This is a genomic window from Neobacillus sp. FW104-15D2 (assembly GCF_058790155.1).
Genome location: NZ_JBYTCJ010000033.1, coordinates 18,346 through 38,522 on the forward strand (window position 1 = coordinate 18,346; position 20,177 = coordinate 38,522).

At 40.1% G+C, this 20,177-nt stretch carries 19 protein-coding genes; 18 read left to right on the forward strand and 1 reads right to left on the reverse strand.

Going from position 1 to position 20,177, the window contains the following annotated elements:
• Positions 1 to 46 precede the first annotated feature (46 nt).
• The 8 genes from AC3WR0_RS21130 (at position 47) to AC3WR0_RS21165 (ending at position 9,737) form a co-directional block, all read left to right on the forward strand.
• Positions 47 to 1,180, forward strand: a complete 1,134-nt coding sequence (locus tag AC3WR0_RS21130) for an MGDG synthase family glycosyltransferase (protein WP_492554138.1) — start codon at positions 47 to 49, stop codon at positions 1,178 to 1,180.
• 92 nt (positions 1,181 to 1,272) lie between these two features.
• Positions 1,273 to 2,691: an MFS transporter gene (locus AC3WR0_RS21135; protein ID WP_492554139.1), complete on the forward strand. Its 1,419-nt coding sequence runs from the start codon at positions 1,273 to 1,275 to the stop codon at positions 2,689 to 2,691.
• Complete coding sequence (gene ltaS / locus AC3WR0_RS21140; protein ID WP_492554140.1) at positions 2,684 to 4,621, forward strand: lipoteichoic acid synthase; 1,938 nt, start codon at positions 2,684 to 2,686, stop codon at positions 4,619 to 4,621. The genes AC3WR0_RS21135 and ltaS overlap by 8 nt, the downstream gene beginning before the upstream one ends.
• 268 nt (positions 4,622 to 4,889) lie before the next feature.
• Positions 4,890 to 6,101, forward strand: a complete 1,212-nt coding sequence (locus tag AC3WR0_RS21145) for an MFS transporter (protein ID WP_492554141.1) — start codon at positions 4,890 to 4,892, stop codon at positions 6,099 to 6,101.
• A gap of 204 nt (positions 6,102 to 6,305) precedes the next feature.
• Positions 6,306 to 7,490, forward strand: a complete 1,185-nt coding sequence (locus tag AC3WR0_RS21150) for an aminotransferase-like domain-containing protein (RefSeq protein ID WP_492554142.1) — start codon at positions 6,306 to 6,308, stop codon at positions 7,488 to 7,490.
• Positions 7,491 to 7,608: 118 nt separating this feature from the next.
• A complete protein-coding gene (locus AC3WR0_RS21155) occupies positions 7,609 to 8,991 on the forward strand; it encodes a chloride channel protein (protein WP_492554143.1) in 1,383 nt (460 codons plus the stop codon).
• Positions 8,992 to 9,129: 138 nt separating this feature from the next.
• Complete coding sequence (locus AC3WR0_RS21160) at positions 9,130 to 9,456, forward strand: PadR family transcriptional regulator (RefSeq protein ID WP_492554144.1); 327 nt, start codon at positions 9,130 to 9,132, stop codon at positions 9,454 to 9,456.
• A complete protein-coding gene (locus AC3WR0_RS21165; protein WP_492554145.1) occupies positions 9,453 to 9,737 on the forward strand; it encodes a permease prefix domain 1-containing protein in 285 nt (94 codons plus the stop codon). The genes AC3WR0_RS21160 and AC3WR0_RS21165 overlap by 4 nt, the downstream gene beginning before the upstream one ends.
• A 22-nt stretch (positions 9,738 to 9,759) precedes the next feature.
• Here AC3WR0_RS21165 and AC3WR0_RS21170 read toward each other — a convergent pair whose 3' ends face one another.
• Positions 9,760 to 9,960 (reverse strand): hypothetical protein, encoded by a 201-nt coding sequence (locus tag AC3WR0_RS21170; RefSeq protein WP_492554146.1) that lies wholly within the window; start codon positions 9,958 to 9,960, stop codon positions 9,760 to 9,762.
• A gap of 144 nt (positions 9,961 to 10,104) precedes the next feature.
• On the opposite strand from AC3WR0_RS21170, the gene AC3WR0_RS21175 reads away from it, so the two are divergent.
• The 10 genes from AC3WR0_RS21175 to pcp all read left to right on the forward strand — a co-directional run bounded on the left by AC3WR0_RS21175 (position 10,105) and on the right by pcp (position 20,174).
• Positions 10,105 to 11,421: a TolB family protein gene (locus AC3WR0_RS21175; protein ID WP_492554147.1), complete on the forward strand. Its 1,317-nt coding sequence runs from the start codon at positions 10,105 to 10,107 to the stop codon at positions 11,419 to 11,421.
• 75 nt (positions 11,422 to 11,496) lie between these two features.
• A complete protein-coding gene (locus AC3WR0_RS21180) occupies positions 11,497 to 11,733 on the forward strand; it encodes a hypothetical protein (RefSeq protein ID WP_492554148.1) in 237 nt (78 codons plus the stop codon).
• Between the two features lie 145 nt (positions 11,734 to 11,878).
• Positions 11,879 to 14,038 (forward strand): outer membrane protein assembly factor BamB family protein, encoded by a 2,160-nt coding sequence (locus tag AC3WR0_RS21185; RefSeq protein ID WP_492554149.1) that lies wholly within the window; start codon positions 11,879 to 11,881, stop codon positions 14,036 to 14,038.
• A gap of 155 nt (positions 14,039 to 14,193) precedes the next feature.
• Positions 14,194 to 14,910, forward strand: coding sequence for a hypothetical protein (locus AC3WR0_RS21190; protein WP_492554150.1), 717 nt, complete (start codon positions 14,194 to 14,196; stop codon positions 14,908 to 14,910).
• Between the two features lie 425 nt (positions 14,911 to 15,335).
• Complete coding sequence (gene pxpB, locus AC3WR0_RS21195) at positions 15,336 to 16,016, forward strand: 5-oxoprolinase subunit PxpB (RefSeq protein WP_492554151.1); 681 nt, start codon at positions 15,336 to 15,338, stop codon at positions 16,014 to 16,016.
• On the forward strand, positions 16,013 to 17,014 hold the full coding sequence (locus tag AC3WR0_RS21200; RefSeq protein WP_492554152.1) for a 5-oxoprolinase subunit C family protein: 1,002 nt from the start codon (positions 16,013 to 16,015) through the stop codon (positions 17,012 to 17,014). Before pxpB ends, AC3WR0_RS21200 begins: the two co-directional genes overlap by 4 nt.
• An 18-nt stretch (positions 17,015 to 17,032) precedes the next feature.
• Positions 17,033 to 17,794: a 5-oxoprolinase subunit PxpA gene (gene pxpA, locus AC3WR0_RS21205; protein WP_492554153.1), complete on the forward strand. Its 762-nt coding sequence runs from the start codon at positions 17,033 to 17,035 to the stop codon at positions 17,792 to 17,794.
• 40 nt (positions 17,795 to 17,834) lie between these two features.
• Positions 17,835 to 18,524: a DUF969 domain-containing protein gene (locus AC3WR0_RS21210; RefSeq protein ID WP_492554154.1), complete on the forward strand. Its 690-nt coding sequence runs from the start codon at positions 17,835 to 17,837 to the stop codon at positions 18,522 to 18,524.
• 15 nt (positions 18,525 to 18,539) lie between these two features.
• The gene (locus AC3WR0_RS21215) at positions 18,540 to 19,502 is read left to right on the forward strand and encodes a DUF979 domain-containing protein (protein WP_492554155.1); all 963 of its coding nucleotides are present in this window, start codon (positions 18,540 to 18,542) and stop codon (positions 19,500 to 19,502) included.
• A 24-nt stretch (positions 19,503 to 19,526) separates the two neighbouring features.
• Positions 19,527 to 20,174 carry a pyroglutamyl-peptidase I gene (gene pcp / locus AC3WR0_RS21220; RefSeq protein ID WP_492554156.1) on the forward strand — a complete coding sequence of 216 codons (648 nt, stop codon included), beginning with the start codon at positions 19,527 to 19,529 and terminating at the stop codon, positions 20,172 to 20,174.
• Positions 20,175 to 20,177: the final 3 nt, after the last annotated feature.

A 20,177-nucleotide genomic window follows, 5' to 3' on the forward strand; every position in this document is an offset into this window, starting at 1 on the left:
GTTTTCATTTACCAAGGGATAATTGGAGTTAAGTGAGGTTGAAAGTATGGGGAAAAAAGTTTTAATCATTTCTTCTGATCACACAGGTCATGGCCATAAGAGCATAACTGAATCTTTGTATGAAAAGATGGAAATGGACCCTGATATTAGTGTACATGTAGTAGATGGTTTTTCGCTCGGAGGACATTCATTGATGGGAATAGGCAAGACCTATGGGCCAATAACAAGGCATTCGGAAAATTTATGGAAAATGGTTTTTAATTTTTCGGCTGAAAATCCCTCTTTGATTAATAAATTTATAGAAAAATTAATAAGGGTCAATTTCCTTGAATTATTGGATGAAGTAAAACCCGACATCATTTTATCTGTTCATCCTAATTTTAATGGGGCTATATTAAATATTTTAGACAAACTTCCTATTAAAATCCCTTTTGTTGTCCTTATAGCAGATCTTGTAAATATTTCACCGCTTTGGGCTGATCCAAGAGCAGATTACACCATCAGCCCAACGATTGAAGCAAGGGACAAATGTATTGGATACGGCGTACCAGCCGATAAATTAAAAGTTCTAGGATTCCCTGTCCGCTCTAGGTTTTTTAGGGAGAGTATTAATAAAAAGAGAATATTCAACGATGGGGAACCTTTAAAATGCCTTATAATGAGCGGGGGCGAGGGTGTGGGGAATATGAAGGAAATAGCCGAAATTCTCCTCGACCATTTTGATTGCCATGTGAAGATCGTGGCGGGACGAAATAAAAAACTGAAGTCAACGCTTGAGCAATCGCTTAAGAGCAGATATGGAAATAAGGTTGACATTTTTGGATTCACGAAAAATATTCAGGAACTTATGTTTGATTCAGATATCGCTTTTACGAGGGGCAGCCCCAATGTAATGTTTGAAGCCATTTCCTCTAATACACCTATCATCATAACGGGGGCTTTACCTGGCCAGGAAGAGGACAATCCCAGGTTTGCAGAAAAGCTGAATTTGGGCGTAATTTGTAAAGATACAAGTGAAATTAAATCTACCATCGATCAGCTGCTTGGAAGCAATGGAGAGAAATTAAAAAGTATAATAAACAGCCAAAGAAACTATATTAAGCCGCAAGTGGCTGAAGAAATCGTTCAATTCCTTCTGGAAGTGGAAAACGGTGTGGAAGGCAAGCTTCAACTTGCTTGATATGGGATTTAAAATGGATGGGTGAGAGAGAAATAGTTCCTTCCCTTTTCGGATTACATATAAAAGTTAAATAAATAGAATAAGGGGTTTTCATGTACTCGAAAAGCTCTAAAGCCAAAACTCTATTTACAATAAGTGTATTTATTGCCCTTGCGGCCTTTGATAATATTATTATTGGCTTATTTCCGCCGCTATTTAAGTTTATTGCAAAGGACTTAAATGTGGGAATAGCTAAATTAGGAACCATCTCTGCAGTAAATATTTTGATAACAGCTGTTTCTTCGGTTTATTGGGGCTATCTATCTGGGAAATTTAAAAGGAAGACGTTAATTATAATCGGCACTTTCATTTGGGTATTGTCTGTCTTTCTAACCGCCCTTAGTCAAAACTACACACAGCTGCTGCTATTTCAAATAGTAACGGGTATTGGTTTAGGCTGTATTGCCTCCATTGGGTTTAGTGTGTTAACCGATTATATTCCTTATGAAAAAAGAGGCATGGTTTTGAGCCTTTGGGGCATGGCGCAAGGCCTGGGGGGGATTTTAGGATCTCTTTTGGCTTCTTTGACTGCGACAAGTCATAGCTGGAGATGGCCTTTTGAAATAATTGGATTTATTGGTTTTTTCCTTATTTTTTTATATGTTTTTGTGGAAGAACCACCTAGAGGCCAGTCGGACCCTGAGCTGAGAAATCTCATGAAAAAGGGGCAGACCTACAATTATTTCATTAACACAAAGCAAATACTGCCTATTTTATTCAAAAAAAGTAATGTGTTTTTATTTTTTCAGGCATTTTTTATGAATATTGCAACAGGAAGCCTTATATGGATACCGACCTTATTTATTATCAAAATTCAGCAGCAGGGCTATAGTCTGGAAACAGCCATGATTGCTTCTGGGTACCTTTATGCCATTTTTCAGGTTGGCGGAATGACCTCAGCTTACTTTGGACATCTAGGAGACAGATTTCAAAAGAAAACGTATAAGGGAAGGGCTGTTTTTACTTCGTTTTTTGTATTTCTTACGATGCCCTTTTATATTTTGATGTTTAGCATTCCAATGGACAACCTGTTACTTCCTAAAGACAATAATCCTATATTTATTTTAATCGGTTTATTAAAATCACTTTTTATAAATCCATGGATGGCGTTACTGTTTGTTTTATCTTTCTTTGCTTCTGCAGCACAGTCCGCAAACACACCGAACTGGCTTGCCCTTATAACTGATGTGAACTTTCCAGAACATCGCGGAACAGCCTTTAGTGTGGCAAACCTTTTCAATAGTTTAGGCAGAACGATCGGGAACTTGGGAGTGGGTATACTGCTTGGCATTATTTCAATTCATTTTCATGAACCAAATTCGTATATTATTACCTTATCGGTTCTTCAGGTTTTTCTTCTACCTTCGGCTTTATGCTATTTATTAATGGCAAAAAACAATTTGTCCGATATACATAATATGAAAGAAACACTAAGGGTTAGATCGAACAAGATGGAGGAGGAGCATGAATAAATTCATTACTAATGGCCAAAATTTTTTTAGTAAATATACTCATTTTTTCCTTCTGGCTGTTATTCTTCTGTGGATCAAAACATATATAGCACAACTGACGCAATTCAAATTAGGGATAGAAGGCCCTTATCAGCATTTTCTGCTACTCATAAATCCATTGGGATCCGCCCTGCTTATTCTGGGACTTACCTTTCTGTCGAAAGGCCGGAAAAAATATTATTGGCTATTAGGCGGTTATCTCTTTTTATCTGTACTCTTATATAGCAATATTTTGTATTACCGGTTCTTTAATGATTTTATTACCATGCCAACATTAACCCAGACTCAAAATGCCGGAGATATAGGCGGCAGTGTAAAATCGTTATTAAAACCCTATGATTTTTTATTTTTCATAGATTTCATTCTTTTGGCTGGATTGTTTTTATCACGCTTAATAAAAACGGAGAATAGGAATTATAACCGCCACAGAATCTCTGCTTTCTATTCACTTACTTTAAGCATTTTGTGTGCGAATATCGGACTGGCTGAAATCGATCGTCCTGAATTATTAACAAGGGGCTTCGATCGTAATTACATTGTGAAATATATAGGGCTGTACAACTATTCCCTTTACGATATGGTTCAAAGCACCAGAGCATCCGCACAAAGAGCGCTGGCGGACAGCAATGATATCACCGAAGTATATAACTATACCAAGTCTAATTATGCTGAGCCGAATCCCGAGTACTTTTCAAAGGGAATGGGAATGAATGTTATCTATTATCATCTGGAATCCTTCCAGAACTTTCTAATCCATTACAAATTGCACGGTGAAGAAGTAACACCATTTTTAAATTCCTTAACGAAAGATCAAAATACCATATACTTTGATAATTTCTTTCATCAGACAGCACATGGTAAGACATCCGATGCAGAATTTATGCTGGAAAACTCTCTATATGGCCTTCCGCAGGGTGCCGCTTATATGTTAAAAGGCTTAAACACCTATCAGGCTGCTCCGGGAATTTTAGGACAGCAGGGTTATACCACAGCAGTCTTTCACGGGAATGCTGCAAGTTTTTGGAACCGGGAAGAAATATATAAATCATTTGGGTACGATAAGTTTTTTGATTCAAGTTATTTTAATATGAATCCAAAGGATCTTACGGATTACGGGCTTATGGATAAGCCGTTTTTAAAGCAATCATTTCCGATGCTTGAGTCCTTGCACCAGCCGTTTTATACCAAGTTAATAACACTGTCGAATCATTTTCCGTTTAACATGGATCAAAAAGAAACGACGATCAAGCCGGCTGACACAGGTGTCCCAACAGTGGATGATTACTTTCAGACAGCCCGTTATGCAGACGAAGCGGTAAAGCAGTTTTTTACCTATTTAAAAAAATCCGGGTTGGATGACCATACGATTGTTATATTGTATGGAGACCATTATGGCATTCCGAAAGATAATAATAATGAGATGTCCCAGATCATGGGGAAAGAAATTACTCCTTTTGAAAGTGCAGGACTGCAGAGAGTTCCTTTATTTATTCACGTTCCGGGTATAAAGGGTGGGGTGAACCATGAATATGGAGGGCAGGTGGATGTTCTGCCGACACTTCTTCATCTTCTGGGGATTGATTCGAAAAAATACATTCAATTTGGAACCGACTTGTTATCCAAAGAGCATGATGATTTGATTCCTTTTAGAAATGGAGACTTCGTAAGTCCGACTATTACAGCGGTGGAAGGGAAATATTACGATTCTAAAACAGGAATGGAAATAGGGGAAGACAAAATGGCGGAAGTTCAGAGGGACCAGGATATCGTTCAGGAAAAACTCTCTTTATCAGATAAAGTGGTTAATGGCGATTTACTGCGTTTCTACACTCCCAAAGATTTTGTTCCAGTTGACCGTACCAAATATAACTATACTAAAAAAGAAGAATAATTTTTAAAAAATCCCGAGCATATAACAATGCCGGGATTTTTTTTGTCAAGTACCGGAATGGCAACGAAATCGGACCGGGAGGTGATTCTTTTTGCCATAACTGTTTCAATGTATCGCCAGTTCAAATACGAAGGTCCTCTAATTCGCTTATTTCATTAATCGGATATTTCGGGAGTGAAAATAATTACTTTTTGTGGTAATATAAAAAAACAAAATGGTTTCATGATGAAACTAATTAACTTTTTCTCTAACTGGGAGATGGAACAGCGTGCTAACTTGGAAACGTAATTTGTGGGTACTTTGGATCGGGGTCTTTTTTACAGCAGCAAGTTTTTCCATGGTCATTCCCTTTTTGCCTTTATTTCTTCTGCAAATAGGCGTGCACCAGCACACAGAAATGTGGTCGGGCCTTATCTTTAGTTCTGCATTTTTTGCCGGTGCAATTGCTTCGCCATTTTGGGGAAGGATGGCCGATAAGTACGGCAGGAAGCCAATGATCGTTAGGGCGGGAATTGCCCTGTTTGTCATCTATACCTTGATGGCTTTTGTAACAAATCCTTATGAAATATTAGCATTAAGAATATTGCAGGGGTTATTGAGCGGTTTTATCCCTGGAGCCATTGCTTTAATCGGTACGAACACGCCTACGAATCAAGTAGGATATGCTCTTTCTCTAATCTCATCAGCCTCAGCGGCAGGGCAGATTGTCGGTCCGCTTTTTGGGGGAGGAATTGCTCAATTAGTGGGAAACAGGTGGGCTTTTGCCACTGGCGGGATTATTGTCGGTCTGGCAACGTTATTAATTATTTTCTGGGTGAAAGAAGAAAACTTTAAACCTAGTAAGGAAAAGGGTTCGGTTAAAAAGGACTTAAAGGTGGCCCTCGCAAACCACTCTTTCTTACTGGTGCTTATCCTGACGCTGGTTGTCAGCTGTTCAATTATGACGATTGAACCGGTTCTTCCTCTATATATTGTGAAGCTCGGGGGTTCTTCTGATAAAGCTGCGCTAATTGCAGGAATTGTATTTTCACTTCCTGGTATTGCAAGTACTCTATTCGCTCCGATTTGGGGTAAATGGGCAGACAAAGTGGGATTCCAGCGAGTCTTATTTATTGGACTCCTGGGAGGCGGACTTGGTATGTTATCGCAAGTTATGTTCTCTCATATTTGGGGATTTTCTATGATTCGTTTCGTGTTCGGCATTTTCTTCTGTGCGGTTTATCCAGCTTTAAACGGCTTGGTCGTAAAATCTACGCCGGAGGATTTCCGTGGAAGAGCGTTCAGCTTGAATCAAACTGCAAACCAGCTAGGCGGGATGGTTGGCCCCATGATTGGGGGATTCCTTGGCGGTATCTTCCCTGTGCAAAGCGTTTTTATTGTGACAGGAATTCTGCTTTTAGTCGCTACGGGAACAGCCTATTGGAATGCTAATGAACTTAGCAGTACCACTTTAAAAAGAAAATTAGCGCATGGGAAGTAGAGTTTTATAGAATTTTAGATTATGGTTTTAGAAGGTTTTCCATAAAAGTTGGAGAACCTTTTTTTGATAAAAAAACTTACAAGCTGAATACCATTTCGTTAATTGAATTTACAAAGTAATAAAATAATATTAGTTACCTATTGAGGCAGAAAGTTTATAATTAAGAATATATATAGATGAGGTCGAAAGGGGCGTATGGCCGCAGTGAAGGCTGAGAAGTTTATTTCTGAAAAAATTAAATTAGCTTTAAGGAACGATCCGCCTGGTGCATGGATGCCCAATCTGCCCAAGGAATGCATCCGACTGAGTTCAGGATATCCGGATCCTGCTTTAGTTCCTTCTGATGAAATAAAGAAGGCTGTCGCTGTACTTCTTGATGAGGAACAGGATTTGCCACTCCATTATATAGGCAGTCCGCGAATTGATAGATTAAAAGAGCAAATCACGAAGAGATTGGAAGAGAGGGGCGTCCTTGTCTCAGACTCCGAGCTTTTGATCACTTCTGGGGCCTGCCAGGCGATTGATCTTATTGCCCGGATTTTTCTTGATCAAGAGGCTGTAGTGGCTGTGGAAGCTCCAACCTATATGGAAGCTTTGGAGATTTTTCAAAACTATACGAAACAAATAATCAGTGTTCCAATTGATGAAGAGGGACTAAGGACCGATGAACTGGAAGCAATGTTGGCTGAAAGAAAACGGAAGGGTCTTACTCTTCCACGGTTCTTCTATACTATTCCAACCTTTCAAAATCCAACAGGAACGACTATGTCATTTGAGCGCCGGAAGCATTTATTTAAGCTTGCTGAAGAGTTTGATTTCCTTATTGTAGAGGACGACGCGTACGGTGAGCTAGCTTTTAAAAATAGTCCAGTACCTATTAAAGCATTGGATAAGAGCGGGAGAGTTCTGCATGTTGGATCATTATCCAAGATTGTGGCACCAGGAATGCGGATTGGATGGATAGCTGGAGCAAGCGAATTCATTTCTGCCGCCTCATGGTTTAAAAAAGACTTAGACCATCCATTTGCACAAGCGACAATGGCTTCTTACCTGGAAAATATCAATCTTGATAAAAGCCTGACGAATCTTAGAGAAGCTTACCAAGCCAAATGTTCGACGTTAATTCAGTCACTGGAACAATATCTTCCAGTGTCCGTTTCCTGGTATGTACCGGAAGGGGGATACTTTGTCTGGGTGAAAGTCCCCGGAGTTGATACGGCCCAATTGCTGCCACAAGCTCTCGCTGAAGGAGTTTCCTATGTTCCGGGTAAATACTTTTTCATGGACCAGAAGGAGGGGACAGAATTTTTACGTCTTTCCTTTAGCTATGCCAGTGAGAAAGACATCGTAGAAGGCGTTCGGAAATTAGGGGAATTAATAGATTTATAATACACATAAAAGGGCCAGTAATCGTTAAGGTTGCTGGCCTAAATCGTTTCACGCATTAGACATTGAACTTCTATAGTGCTATCTTTTTAAAGGTAAGGTTTGGTTAGGAGTGTTTACATTGTTTCGTCGCATCTATTATATCGAGCCGCTTGTAATGCTTGTTACTCTTTTAAGATGGTTTATTTTATCTTCTATAACTGGTGCAATTGTTGGTACAGGTACTAGTCTATTTTTACACCTTTTACGCTTCTCTATGAATAGAACCGCGCATATCCCTCTCTGGGTTCAAATGATTCTTTTACCTATTGGAGGAATCATAAACGGCATTATTATTCATTATGGTTATCGGAATGCTTCTGAGCGAAAAAAAGATTCAGTTATTGCAGCAGTGCATGAACAGTCGGGTATTATGCCTTACATTACCCTGCCTTTAAAACCGATCGCAGCTATTATTACTCTCAGTTTCGGCGGATCGGCAGGTAAGGAAGGTCCATGCTCCCATATTGGAGGGACACTGGCTTCATGGTTCGGCCATATCATTCGTTTAAATCCTGAGCTTCAGAAGAGGATTGTTGCGTGTGGGGTTAGTGCAGGTTTTGCCAGTGTGTTTGGAACCCCTATTGCAGGTGCGATTTATGGAGTAGAAGTATTAACGATTGGACGGCTCCGTTATGATTTTATTTTTCCGACCATTATTGCCGGAGTATCTTCCTTTGAGGTAAGTAAACTATGGGGCATTACATATGATTATTTTCCAATTTCTATTTCCGGTTTTTCAGAAGCTCTATTTATTAAGATTATTATCATTGGGCTAATTTGTGGCCTTATTTCATGGTTATTTATTGAGCTGTTTGAACAGGTTCGGACTTTTTTTAGGTTTATTCAGCAAAAGGCTAACATTTGGCCTCCACTGATGCCGTTTTTAGGCGGTGCCGTTTTATCGGTTCTTATCCTATTAGTCCCAAGAGATTATCTTGGCTTGAGTCTTCCATTAATGAATCAGGCCTTAAACGGGGATCATTTGCCTTACCTGAGCTTTTTTTGGAAAGCTCTGTTTGTAGCAATTACATTAGGATCAGGCTTCTATGGCGGGATTGTCACACCCCAATTCGTGATCGGAGCGTTGTCCGGAAATATCTTTGCTAACATGCTGAATGTGGACCCTGCTTTAGGTGCTGCAGTAGGAATGGTATCTGTGGTAGCTTCCGCATCTAACACTCCTGTAGCTGCTATTTTCATGGGATTTGAATTATTCGGAAGTTCAATAGGAATGTATGTCGTGGGTGCCTGTATGACAGCCTATATCATTATCGGACACCGCAGCGTCTATCCAGACCAGCTTGTTGCCTACTCAAAATCCTTATGGATGCGTTTAGAGCCAAATATACAATTGGAAAAAGAAAAAATTCATGTGTCATATGGATTGTTAAGAAAAATCAGGCGCTGGCAATACCGTCAAAAATATTGGAATGCTCACCATTTGAAACGTACAAAGAAATAGAATTTGTTAAAAAGCAGCCAGAGGGTTGCTTTTTATTTTGGATTAATAATGGTTAATATGGGATATTTTTGTAAAAATACATTGTTATACAAGGTGTGTTGTTATACAATGTAACTAGAAAAATTTGGAGGTTATCATATGGATAGAGAGCTGCTAAAGGGAAGTATTGAGATTTTATTGCTTTCTTTACTGGTGGAAAATGATTGTTATGGTTATGAAATGACAAAGAAGCTGCGTATCCTTAGCAATGAAGCCTACCATATGAACGAGGGCACGCTTTATCCGGCATTGAAAAGATTAGAGACCAAAGACTGCGTCTCCTCCTATTGGAGCCAGGAACAGGATGGAAATAGACGCAAATATTACTCCATTACAGATACTGGCCGCAAGGTCCTTGAAGAAAAACTGAAGAACTGGAAACAAATAAATCAGTTAATTGACAAGACGCTGGAGGGCTTCTCATGAATGAAAAATTAGAAAGGTTTTTAAATAGTATTGTATCTGATTTACCGATGAATGAGGATGAAATGTGTGATTTTAAAGAAGAAATATATTCTCACTTGAACGAGCATGTTAACGAATTAATAATAAAGGGGTTTAAACAAGAAGAAGCCCTTGATATAGCCATTGAGTGTTTTGGCAATGAAAGAAAACTGAACCGTGAATTAAAAAGATCGATGTTTCCATTTTACAAGATTTTTCGTTACCATGGAATGTCGTCTTTGTTACCGGTTTTTTATGTCTAGTTTCCTTTTCCGCTATGGAATATTACCATCCAGAGTTTGATAATGCCTTATCAATAGATACTGTCATAACAGGGATGTTTTTAGTAGCTATTATTTCAGGAGTGGCAGAGGTAATGTATGAAGCGGTAGCTGCAGAGTATAAATCGAAATGGCTAAGAAATCCTTGGTTCTTCTTTTTGGTGCCCTCTCTGTTTATAGGAGCAATAACTACATTTTCACTCATTCAGCATCCCGATCAGTACCAGGAAGGTGTATGGCTGGATTTATATGGAATCCCAATAGGTGCAGTGGCCCACCTCTTTTCGAGACATCTGTTTACACTGGTATTTTTAAGAAATCGAAACAATTTTAAGAGGGGGAGGATCAATTGAAAAAGAAACGTACGTTAGGAAGCTTAATTGCTGTTACCTCAATTTTGCTAGTAGTTTCCCTGATTTTTAATTTTTTACTAGAGAAAGACACCTACCGATATTTTAATGGGTTGGACAGCCATTTTGATTTGTCCCCTGTTGACCGGAATATTCTTTTTTCTTATTTTACAGGCGGGGATGAAGCTATATATGAAGCGAATTCAGATGGCAAAAAGGTAAGGAAGCTGGCGGAATCACAAGAGGAAAGGCTACATGATCCCAGATACTCGTCCAATGGGGAAAAAATTTTATACTTATCACAGGATTCACAACGCATAAATTCTTTGGTTGTTGCTGACCGTGATGGAGGCAATCCGATTACACTTACAACAAAGAAACTCCATGTTTCAGAAGCTGTTTTTTCACATTCGGGAGATACCATTTACTTTATTGCCATTCCGGCAAAGGATTTTAAAAAAGCGGAGGGCGAAACAAAGGAAGGTAGTGATTTATACTCAATCGGTGTGACAGGTGGGGAACCCGAACAATTAACTAATTTAGATCATTTTAGCATGAGCAGTCTATCCCTTTCTCCTAATGGGAAAGAACTGTATTATGCCTTAGATGATACCGGCATGGGAAAATTAACTTCTTATTCAATTGAAGATGAAGAGGAAAAAGCTGTCAACATACCTGGGGAAATGCCGAGTGAAGCCTATACTGTACGCATGGCTCCTGATGGAAAAAATATAGCTTACACGGCTATTGCCAAGGAATCCAAAAATAGTTCATTATTCGAGTATGAGCTTTTTGTAATGAATATGGAAACCGGTAAAATAAAAAGGATGACTGATTTAAATACGTCGGTTACTAATCCGCAATTCTTCCATAATAAAAACAAAATTGCTTTTCTGCAGCAAACTAACTGGGCGGACACACCTGAAAAATATAAATTTTTTACACAGGATCTTGAAACTAAAAAATTAAAACCGATTTCTTTCTCTATTCCAGATCAAAAACCCATCCCATGGTTTTTATACGGACTGGCTCAGCTCGCAAATGGAACAACTGCCGCCTTTTTGTACTTACTCTTAATTTGTTTTATCACCATCTATCTGTATTTAATTCAGCCTAAGAAAGTGTACTTGCCGGCCAAAATAAATTTAGTTCTAGCCATTGTTGGTATAGTCAGCAGTTTTATTGTAGCGTTTGTTACGAACCCTTGGTTTGGAATAGCGCTTGGAGACGTCTCTGCCTTTCTATTAGGGGCAGCGATTCTGGCTTTTGCCTTTGCGTTTTTGCTTAAGCGGATAGGAGAGAGAAAGAGGAAGTAATCTGAAATAGAAAAGTTCCAAATTTTAAGGGATGCCTTAAAGGACAGTGACTTTTGATAAAATGGAGGCGATTGAATGAAGTTAAAGAGCTTTATTGTTACTTTTGGATCATTCGTATTATCGACAGGTCTACTTTACCTAATTGGGCATCTATTTACTATTCCCTGGTTACTGTTTCATTATGAGTATATTAATAACTCTAAAGGCTTTTTAATATCGGGTGGTTCGTTTACCCCTTTGCTAATCGGGCTGGCTGTAAGCTTCTTTGCAGAAAAGATTTATATTTATAAACACGATCAAAAACTTGGTTAAAAGCCAAGTTTTTTATTTTACGTTAAAAAGAATCAATTTAAAGATATACAAGTTTTGTTATTTCGCCTTTCCAAAGATTTAGGTAATATCTACCTAATTATCAAAATATATTGAATTAAAAGTTAATTCTGTTAGGAGGATGAGGATGGAAAGTCAGCCAAAAAATTGGAAAGTTATTTTTTGGGTAATTGGACTGGTAGTACTTTCGGTTCTGTTCTACCTTTTTCTAGAGTCAGCACAAGAGAAAAGGGAAACAGTCGAGAAACCTATAGTGAAGGAAAAACCTGCTATTACTGAAGTGGCAAAACCAAAGGATCCAATCATTCCAGCTTTTACAAGTGAACAACTGAAAACGCTGCCAAAAGAAGATTGGATAACAAATGGAGGCACAATTTATAATCAGCGCTATTCATCTCTAGACGAAATTAACGCATCTAATGTCAAAAGCCTGAAAGGAAAATGGGTAACTCACCTGGGTTCGGGACAGGAGTTTAAGTTTTCAGGAGAAGCATCACCCACCGTTTATAATGGGGTAATGTATATTATTACTGGCGCAGATGAGGTCTCTGCTATTGATGTAAAAAACAGTGAAAATATTTGGACATACAAACCAGAAATTGGCCAACTTACAACTGTTTGCTGTGGCTGGACCAGCAGAGGTGTAGGACTTGGGGATGGTTTAGTATACGTCGGTCTGCTAGATGCCAGGCTTGTGGCTTTGGATCAGAAAACCGGCAAAGAGGTGTGGTCAACTGTCGTAGATGATTGGAAAAAAGGTTATACAATTACAAGTGCACCTCTATACTATAACGGGAAAATTTACACGGGTATATCCGGTGGTGAGTATGGAACAAGGGGAAGGGTGACCGCCTTCGATGCGAAAACTGGTAAGGAGTTATGGCGCTTCTATACAATTCCGGCACCAGGTGAATCAGGACATGAAACCTGGCCGAGTGATAACGATTCCTGGAAACGCGGAGGTGCACCGGTTTGGCAAACACCGGCTGTTGATCCTGAATTAGGATTACTTTATTTTTCAACAGGTAATGCAGGACCGGATTTGGATGGCAGTGGCAGGAAAGGTGACAACTTATTCTCTGCTTCCATAGTAGCGATTGATGCTGAAACAGGTAAATACAAATGGCATTTCCAGGAGGTTCATCACGATATATGGGATTTAGATGCACCAAACCCAGTCATATTATTTGATACTGAAATTGATGGACAAATGAGAAAGGGTCTTGCCCAAGCAGGTAAAACAGGCTGGGTATATATCTTAGATCGGACGAATGGTAAACCATTAGTTGGAATTGATGAAGTTCCTGTACCACAGGATCCCCGTCAGCATACAGCTGCAACACAGCCGATTCCTAAAGGAGATGCTTTTACACCTCAGTCATTTACGAAAGAAGAACTTGCAAAGGATGCACCAAATTTTAAAGGGAAGTTTGGAAAGATCTTTGATCCTTTCTGGGAGGAGCCTCTCCTCGTAAAACCATCACCAGCAGGAGGGGCTAACTGGCCGCCATCGGCCTACAATCCTGATACGGGATACTTTTATGTAGTTGCTACAGACCAGTATATGGCCTTTACGCGAAGCGAGGAGGAGTACAAGGAAGGAAGCACTTATTTTGGCAGTGTTTTCGGTCCGCTTGAAGAAGCACCTAGAAGAGGTACCGTTACCGCAATTGATGTAAAAACAAATAAAATTGCCTGGCAGAAAAAATGGGATGACAGTGCTTATAGTGGTGTGTTAACCACAAAGGGAGGCCTTGTATTCGTCGGTCATAATGATGGAAGGATCTTTGCCTATGATGCGAAAACAGGAGACCAGGTTTGGGAATTTCAGACCGATGCCGGTGCAAATGCAGCTCCAGTCGCTTATGAAGTGGATGGAAAAGAATATATTAGTATTCTTGTAGCTGGAAATTCCTTAGCAGGTACCAAGCATGGTGATTCACTATGGACCTTCTCTCTAGACGGAACAATAGAGTCAGGAGCAGATGTGTCAGCAGCAGGAACTAAGACTGAAACCAGTGGCGATTCAGGTGCGACGGCAAGTGCCATTGAGGGTCAAAAAGTCTTTGAAGGAAATTGCTTGTCCTGTCATGGAAGAGAAGGAACGGGGGGGCATAATGGACCGGATCTTCAACTTAGCCAAGTAGCAAAGGATCCTAATAAGGTGCTGACACAAGTCCAAAAAGGCGGGAATATGATGCCTGCCTTTGGAGAATTATTGAATGAGCAGCAGATAAAAGATGTCACTGCCTACGTTACTGAAATTATTGCCAAAAAACGAAAGTAGAAGGTTAAAGGCCAACCAGAAATTTAGCTGGTTGGCTTTTTATTTATGGTTAAAAAGACTCAAAAATAATCTATACCCCCTTTTAGATTTATTAAACCCCGTAGTATTTACGTAGTGCGATAAATATAGAGAGAGAATTAGCAATGGGAGGATGGATGATGGAAAGAATGAATGATTTTAGTAAACTCTTTAACGATCCACTTTTATTATTTAATATTTTTTCACCATTAATAGGATTATTGCTAGGCAGTTTTATCACTTATAAAGTCGTACAGGGCAGATTAAAAAGGACAGCAGCTAATGATTCTTTTAAAAAAGTGTATGGATTGATTTATATAAAATTATTTAACACTAGGGTCAACTTAGAAATAAAGAAAAAGGAACTTGGGAATAAAAAATTCAGAAAATTCAATAAAGAATGCAAAAAAAGGAAAAGCATTAATTTAACCACGCAGCAAATTATTGGTGTTGCTGATGATATTCTCAAAATGGTGAAGAAAGAGGATAAGGAGAGACTAAGTTTAATAGCCACTTCCAAATACTTTGCGATAGAACAAATCAGAAATCACATAAGTCTTGCAGAAATAAGCGTTTTAGGGATTAGTGAAGATTATAATTTTAGAGAGAAAAGAATAGGCCGGTTATATTATGAACTCGCTTGTGCCAAAATCTCTTTTATCCAAGCGATATTAGTAGATATACATAAAATTTTGCAAGCGGCAAGTATACAAGATAAGGAAATCAAAACAACTGTCAGGTTTCTCTTAAAGACATGCAGGAATGCCAAGAAAAAAGGTGTGTCAAAATTGTATGGGATTGAGCTGCCGAATCATTTGAAGTTATTTGATAAAGAAAATAAATCCGTAGGTTAAAAATTGGTTCGCATACAGGGTATTGGCATTACGAAGGGATTGCGCCAGCTCGGACAGCAACTCAAAATGGGAAGGAAAAGGGGTAACAAAAGACACCATTTAGTGACCTAAATGAGTGAGCAAAGCTCACCTAAAGACTAAAAAATAAAAATGGAACGTTTATGCAGATGAGTGATTTTTACTGGTCTGTTTTTTGTTGAGTAAAAAAATTTTTTTGAAAAAATTTCGCCTTTAGAAATGCTTTTATTTAAAGGCTTTCGAACGCTAAAGTAATAAATTGCCACCTGAAAAACTACAAATTGAATTTGCAAAAATATGCATCGGCATTTAAAATTTATTAATATATAAAATTATCAAAATATAATTTATAATCAATGTCTTTGAAAAATTAAATACATAAAACGTAAGGAGGCATCAAGAAACCTATGCTAATAACACCATTTGGAGATTCAGCAATTATTATTCAATTTGACACCATTATTACACTTGATGCCCATCGTAAGGTAAGAGTTTTAACGGAGCATCTGGAAAGGAACTCATTTACTGGAATGGTGGAATACGTTCCGGCTTTTACTACTGTGACTGTTTATTATGATCCCATACAGCTCTCGTACAAAGAAGCCACTACAGCAATAGAGCGAATTGTTTCGGAACTGGAGGATGCCTCAGAATTAAACCCAAGAACGGTTGAGATTCCCGTCTGTTATGGTGGCGAGTTTGGACCAGACCTTGAATTTGTTGCTGAGCATAATGGATTAACTCCGGATGAAGTGATTCAAATTCACTCTGGGAATGAGTACCTTGTCTATATGATAGGCTTTGCACCGGGTTTTCCTTATCTTGGAGGCATGTCCGAACGGATTCAGGCTCCGCGCCGCTCTACTCCCCGGTTAACAATTCCGGCGGGATCGGTAGGAATCGCTGGAATGCAGACGGGTGTTTATCCAATTGAAACTCCAGGAGGATGGCAGTTAATCGGAAGGACACCGGAGGCACTTTTTCGTCCAAACGATAGCACTCCAAGTTTACTCCAGGCCGGAGATATTGTCCGATTTAGACCGATATCCAGAGAGGAATACGAACAATGGAAGGGTGAGGTTAAATGAGCATCCGTGTAATACGTTCTGGATTACTCTCTTCCATTCAGGATCTTGGCAGGTATGGCATGCAAAAGCATGGAGTGATCGTCAGTGGGGCGATGGATCCTATTGCACTTCGAATTGCCAATATTTTAGTTGGAAACGAAGAGGGCGAAGCAGCCATAGAAATTACCATGCTTGGCCCAAAGCTGCAGTTTGAAGAGGATTCGCTGATTGCTATATGCGGAGGCGATTTATCACCTGCTGTTGATGGACAGGCTATTCCGGAATGGCGCCCTGTTTATGTGAAAAAAGATAGCGTGTTATCGTTCGGAGGAGTAAAAACAGGCTGCAGAGCTTATCTGGCAGTGGCAGGCGGTTTTAATCTGCCAAAGGTCATGGATAGCCGGAGTACTTATCTTCGGGCCGGAATTGGCGGATATCAAGGGCGGTCCCTCCTGGAAGGTGATGTTTTACAAGTAAGGGATCCTTCTTATTTGGCAGTCCGCAGAATGGGACGGCTTTCTGATAAAGCTGGATCAAATGCAGCTTCCTATACTGATTGGGTGGTTAGTAAAGAAGTTTTACAAGCCTATCAGGAAAAACCAGTTATCCGTGCTATTATTGGCGGTCAATTTGATTGGTTTACAGAAGAAAGCAGAAAACAATTCTTCAAAGACGAGTTTTTAATAACTCCTCAATCGGATCGCATGGGCTACCGGTTAGCGGGACCGAGACTTGAGCTATCCGAACCTCAAGAACTTATTTCGGAGGCAGTTACGGCAGGAACAGTTCAAGTACCTTCTGATGGGAATCCAATTGTGTTAATGGCGGATCGTCAGACAACGGGAGGCTATCCAAAGATTGCTCAGGTGGCAACAGTAGACCTTCCCGTCCTAGCACAGATTAAGCCTGGGGAAAAAATACGTTTCAGGGAAATCCGTCTGGAAGAAGCACAGGTATTGCTAAGGACTAGGGAAATTGAAATCCAATTATTAAAACAAGGAGTTAGTTTAAAAGATTAGGAGTATGGGGGGATTACAATGTATCGAGTAGATTTGAACTGCGATATGGGAGAGAGCTTTGGAGCATATAACATGGGAACAGATGAAGACATTCTCGAGTTTGTTACTTCAGCCAATATTGCCTGCGGTTTTCATGCGGGTGACCCGGAAGTTATGCGTAAAACAGTTGCTATGGCTCTGGAAAAGGGGATTGGGATTGGAGCACATCCCGGCTTGCCTGATTTGACGGGTTTTGGCCGCCGGAATATAGATATTTCTCCGCAGGAAGCCTACGATATGGTCGTTTATCAAATCGGTGCTCTATATGGATTTGTTAAAGCAGCAGGCGGAAAAATGCAGCATGTAAAACCTCACGGTGCACTTTACAATATGGCAGCTAAAAGCAAAGAGCTCTCAGATGCGATTGCAAAAGCTGTTTATAAAGTGGATTCGGAATTGGTTTTATTCGGTCTTTCTGGCAGTGAACTAGTGAAAAGCGGAGAAGCAATCGGGCTGCGCACCGCAAGCGAAGTATTTGCGGACAGAACCTATCAGCAGGATGGCTCACTGACACCAAGACGGCAATCGGATGCAATGATTACGGATGATCAAAAAGCGATTGACCAGGTGATTCGTATGGTCAAGGAAGGAAAAGTGCTTTCACAGCAAGGAACGGATATTACTATTAAAGCGGATACCATTTGTATCCATGGGGACGGAGCGCACGCTTTAACGTTTGCCAGGAAGATCAGGGAACATCTGGCAAATTCAGAAGTAACCGTCCAGGCACCAGGAAAGTAAAATTTCCTTAAACGCAACCCATTAAAAAGGAGATGACAACATGATTAAACTGATTGGAATTTTAATAGTAGCAGTTGGCTTTGGTTTTCGACTGAACACTCTGCTGGTTGTATTGGCAGCCGGCGTCGTAACAGGATTGGTTTCTGACATGTCCTTTAACGAGGTCATGACACAGTTTGGCCAGGTCTTTATAGATAACCGTTATATGTCTTTGCCTATTATTCTTAGCTTACCCGTCATTGGACTATTGGAACGCCATGGACTGAAGGAAAGAGCCGAGGTACTGATTAAAAAAGCAAAGGGCGCAACCGCCGGGAAAGTGTTAATGTCGTATTTGCTGATTCGCGAATTAAGTGCTTCGCTAGGGCTTAATATCGGCGGACATCCTCAAACAGTCAGGCCGCTTGTAGCACCGATGGCAGAAGGGGCGGCAACAGCGAAACACGGAGAACTGCCGGAAGAAATAAAGGATGACATTAAAGCTCATGCCGCAGCATCAGAAAATGTGGGCTGGTTTTTCGGCGAAGATATCTTTATTGCTACTGGAGCCATTCTTTTGATGAAAGGGTATTACGATTCAGTTGGAATGCATGTTGGCGTCTGGGATATGGCCCTTTGGGGAATTCCGACCGCCATTTGTGCCTTCTTCCTTTCTTACTGGAGATTTAAAAGGATGGATAAGCGTATTGAACGTGCTATGAATAAGAAAAAGAACAGCAAGATTGCATAGGGGAGGCGAACCAGCATGAATATCATCACGATCGAATATATTTACTATTTACTCGGTATTATTACTGCATTTGTTGCAATTAGGGTGGCAATGGACAAGCACCATCCGAGCCGTATTGGTTCTACCTTGTTCTGGGGAATCTTTGCGTTCACCTTCTTATTCGGAAAGGTTGTTCCTCCTATAGCAATAGGTTATCTGGTACTTGCTATGGTGGTTATTGCTGCGATAGGCAAGGTGAAAAGCGGGAATCAGGATGAGACTCCAAAAGAGGAAAGAGACAGACATGCAGACCGTTTAAAGGGAAAAGTTTTCATTCCTGCTCTCGTTATTCCCGTATTTACCATCATTGGATCCTTAACACTTGGTAAAATCCACTTTGGAAAAGTTCATTTGGTTGACCCGGCAATGGTAACGTTAATCGCACTTGGACTTGCAACCATTCTTGCCTATATCGTTGCTCAGGTTCTAACAAAAGCAAAGCCTTCAGCAGCCGCGCATGAGGGAAGCCGGTTAATGCAGGCTGTTGGCTGGGCCATTATTTTACCGCAAATGCTCGCTGCACTTGGAGCTATTTTTTCAAAAGCAGGAGTTGGCGATGTTGTGTCGAAAATGGTAGGAGATGTACTTCCAACCAATATTCCATTCGTAGCAGTAGCGGCGTATTGTATTGGAATGGCTTTGTTTACCGTTATTATGGGGAATGCGTTCGCAGCGTTTGCAGTTATTACGGGCGGGATCGGTTTGCCATTGATTGTGCATTTGCATGGAGGAAATCCAGCGATCATGGCTGCGATTGGTATGTTCGCAGGATATTGCGGAACCTTAATGACACCGATGGCTGCAAACTTCAATATTGTACCAGCAATGCTCCTAGAGCTAAAGGATAAAAATGCCGTTATTAAAGCACAGCTGCCAATTGCCTTTATCCTTTTGGGAATCAACATTCTATTAATGTATTTCTTGGTGTATAACTTTTAATAAATAATAGAAAGGGAGATTGTTATGAAGAAAATACTTGTTACTGGTTTTAACCCATTTGGAGGAGAGCCAGTCAATCCAGCCCTTGAAGCTGTAAAGCTATTAGATGGAAAAGTAATTACAGGTTACGAAGTTATCACAAAGGAAATACCAACCGTTTTCGGAAAGGCGATTGCTAGTTTGAAAGAGGCAATTGAAGAAATTCATCCAGACATGGTCATTTGTGTAGGCCAGGCAGGCGGTCGTTCAACCATTACACCTGAACGTGTTGCCATCAATATGGATGATGCAAGAATCCCGGATAACGAGAAAAATCAGCCAATCGACGCTGAAATTGTACAAGGCGGACCTGCTGCATACTTTACAAAGCTCCCCGTTAAAGCAATGGTACAAAAAATGAATGAGAACGGAATTCCAGCATCTGTTTCTAATACTGCAGGAACCTTTGTCTGCAACCATATTTTCTATGGTCTGATGAATTATCTGGATACCAGCGGCAGGGACATCCGGGGAGGATTTATTCATATTCCTTTCATTCCTGAACAAATCGTACGCAACCCTGGCCATCCAAGCATGAGCCTGGAATTGATCGTAAAAGGGTTGGAGCTTTCCATCGAAGCTTCGGTATCAAATGAGACAGATATTGTTGCGGTTGGCGGAGAGATTAGTTAATTT

Bases quoted from the DNA above. Each gene is read 5' to 3' on its own strand.
- AC3WR0_RS21130 (WP_492554138.1), top strand. From the start codon at position 47: ATGGGGAAAAAAGTTTTAATCATTTCTTCTGATCACACAGGTCATGGC.
- AC3WR0_RS21135 (WP_492554139.1), top strand. From the start codon at position 1,273: ATGTACTCGAAAAGCTCTAAAGCCAAAACTCTATTTACAATAAGTGTA.
- ltaS (WP_492554140.1), top strand. From the start codon at position 2,684: ATGAATAAATTCATTACTAATGGCCAAAATTTTTTTAGTAAATATACT.
- AC3WR0_RS21160 (WP_492554144.1), top strand. From the start codon at position 9,130: ATGGATAGAGAGCTGCTAAAGGGAAGTATTGAGATTTTATTGCTTTCT.
- AC3WR0_RS21165 (WP_492554145.1), top strand. From the start codon at position 9,453: ATGAATGAAAAATTAGAAAGGTTTTTAAATAGTATTGTATCTGATTTA.
- AC3WR0_RS21170 (WP_492554146.1), bottom strand. From the start codon at position 9,960: ATGAGTGAAAATGTAGTTATTGCTCCTATAAACAGAGAGGGCACCAAA.
- AC3WR0_RS21180 (WP_492554148.1), top strand. From the start codon at position 11,497: ATGAAGTTAAAGAGCTTTATTGTTACTTTTGGATCATTCGTATTATCG.
- AC3WR0_RS21185 (WP_492554149.1), top strand. From the start codon at position 11,879: ATGGAAAGTCAGCCAAAAAATTGGAAAGTTATTTTTTGGGTAATTGGA.
- AC3WR0_RS21190 (WP_492554150.1), top strand. From the start codon at position 14,194: ATGATGGAAAGAATGAATGATTTTAGTAAACTCTTTAACGATCCACTT.
- pxpB (WP_492554151.1), top strand. From the start codon at position 15,336: ATGCTAATAACACCATTTGGAGATTCAGCAATTATTATTCAATTTGAC.
- AC3WR0_RS21200 (WP_492554152.1), top strand. From the start codon at position 16,013: ATGAGCATCCGTGTAATACGTTCTGGATTACTCTCTTCCATTCAGGAT.
- pxpA (WP_492554153.1), top strand. From the start codon at position 17,033: ATGTATCGAGTAGATTTGAACTGCGATATGGGAGAGAGCTTTGGAGCA.
- AC3WR0_RS21210 (WP_492554154.1), top strand. From the start codon at position 17,835: ATGATTAAACTGATTGGAATTTTAATAGTAGCAGTTGGCTTTGGTTTT.
- AC3WR0_RS21215 (WP_492554155.1), top strand. From the start codon at position 18,540: ATGAATATCATCACGATCGAATATATTTACTATTTACTCGGTATTATT.
- pcp (WP_492554156.1), top strand. From the start codon at position 19,527: ATGAAGAAAATACTTGTTACTGGTTTTAACCCATTTGGAGGAGAGCCA.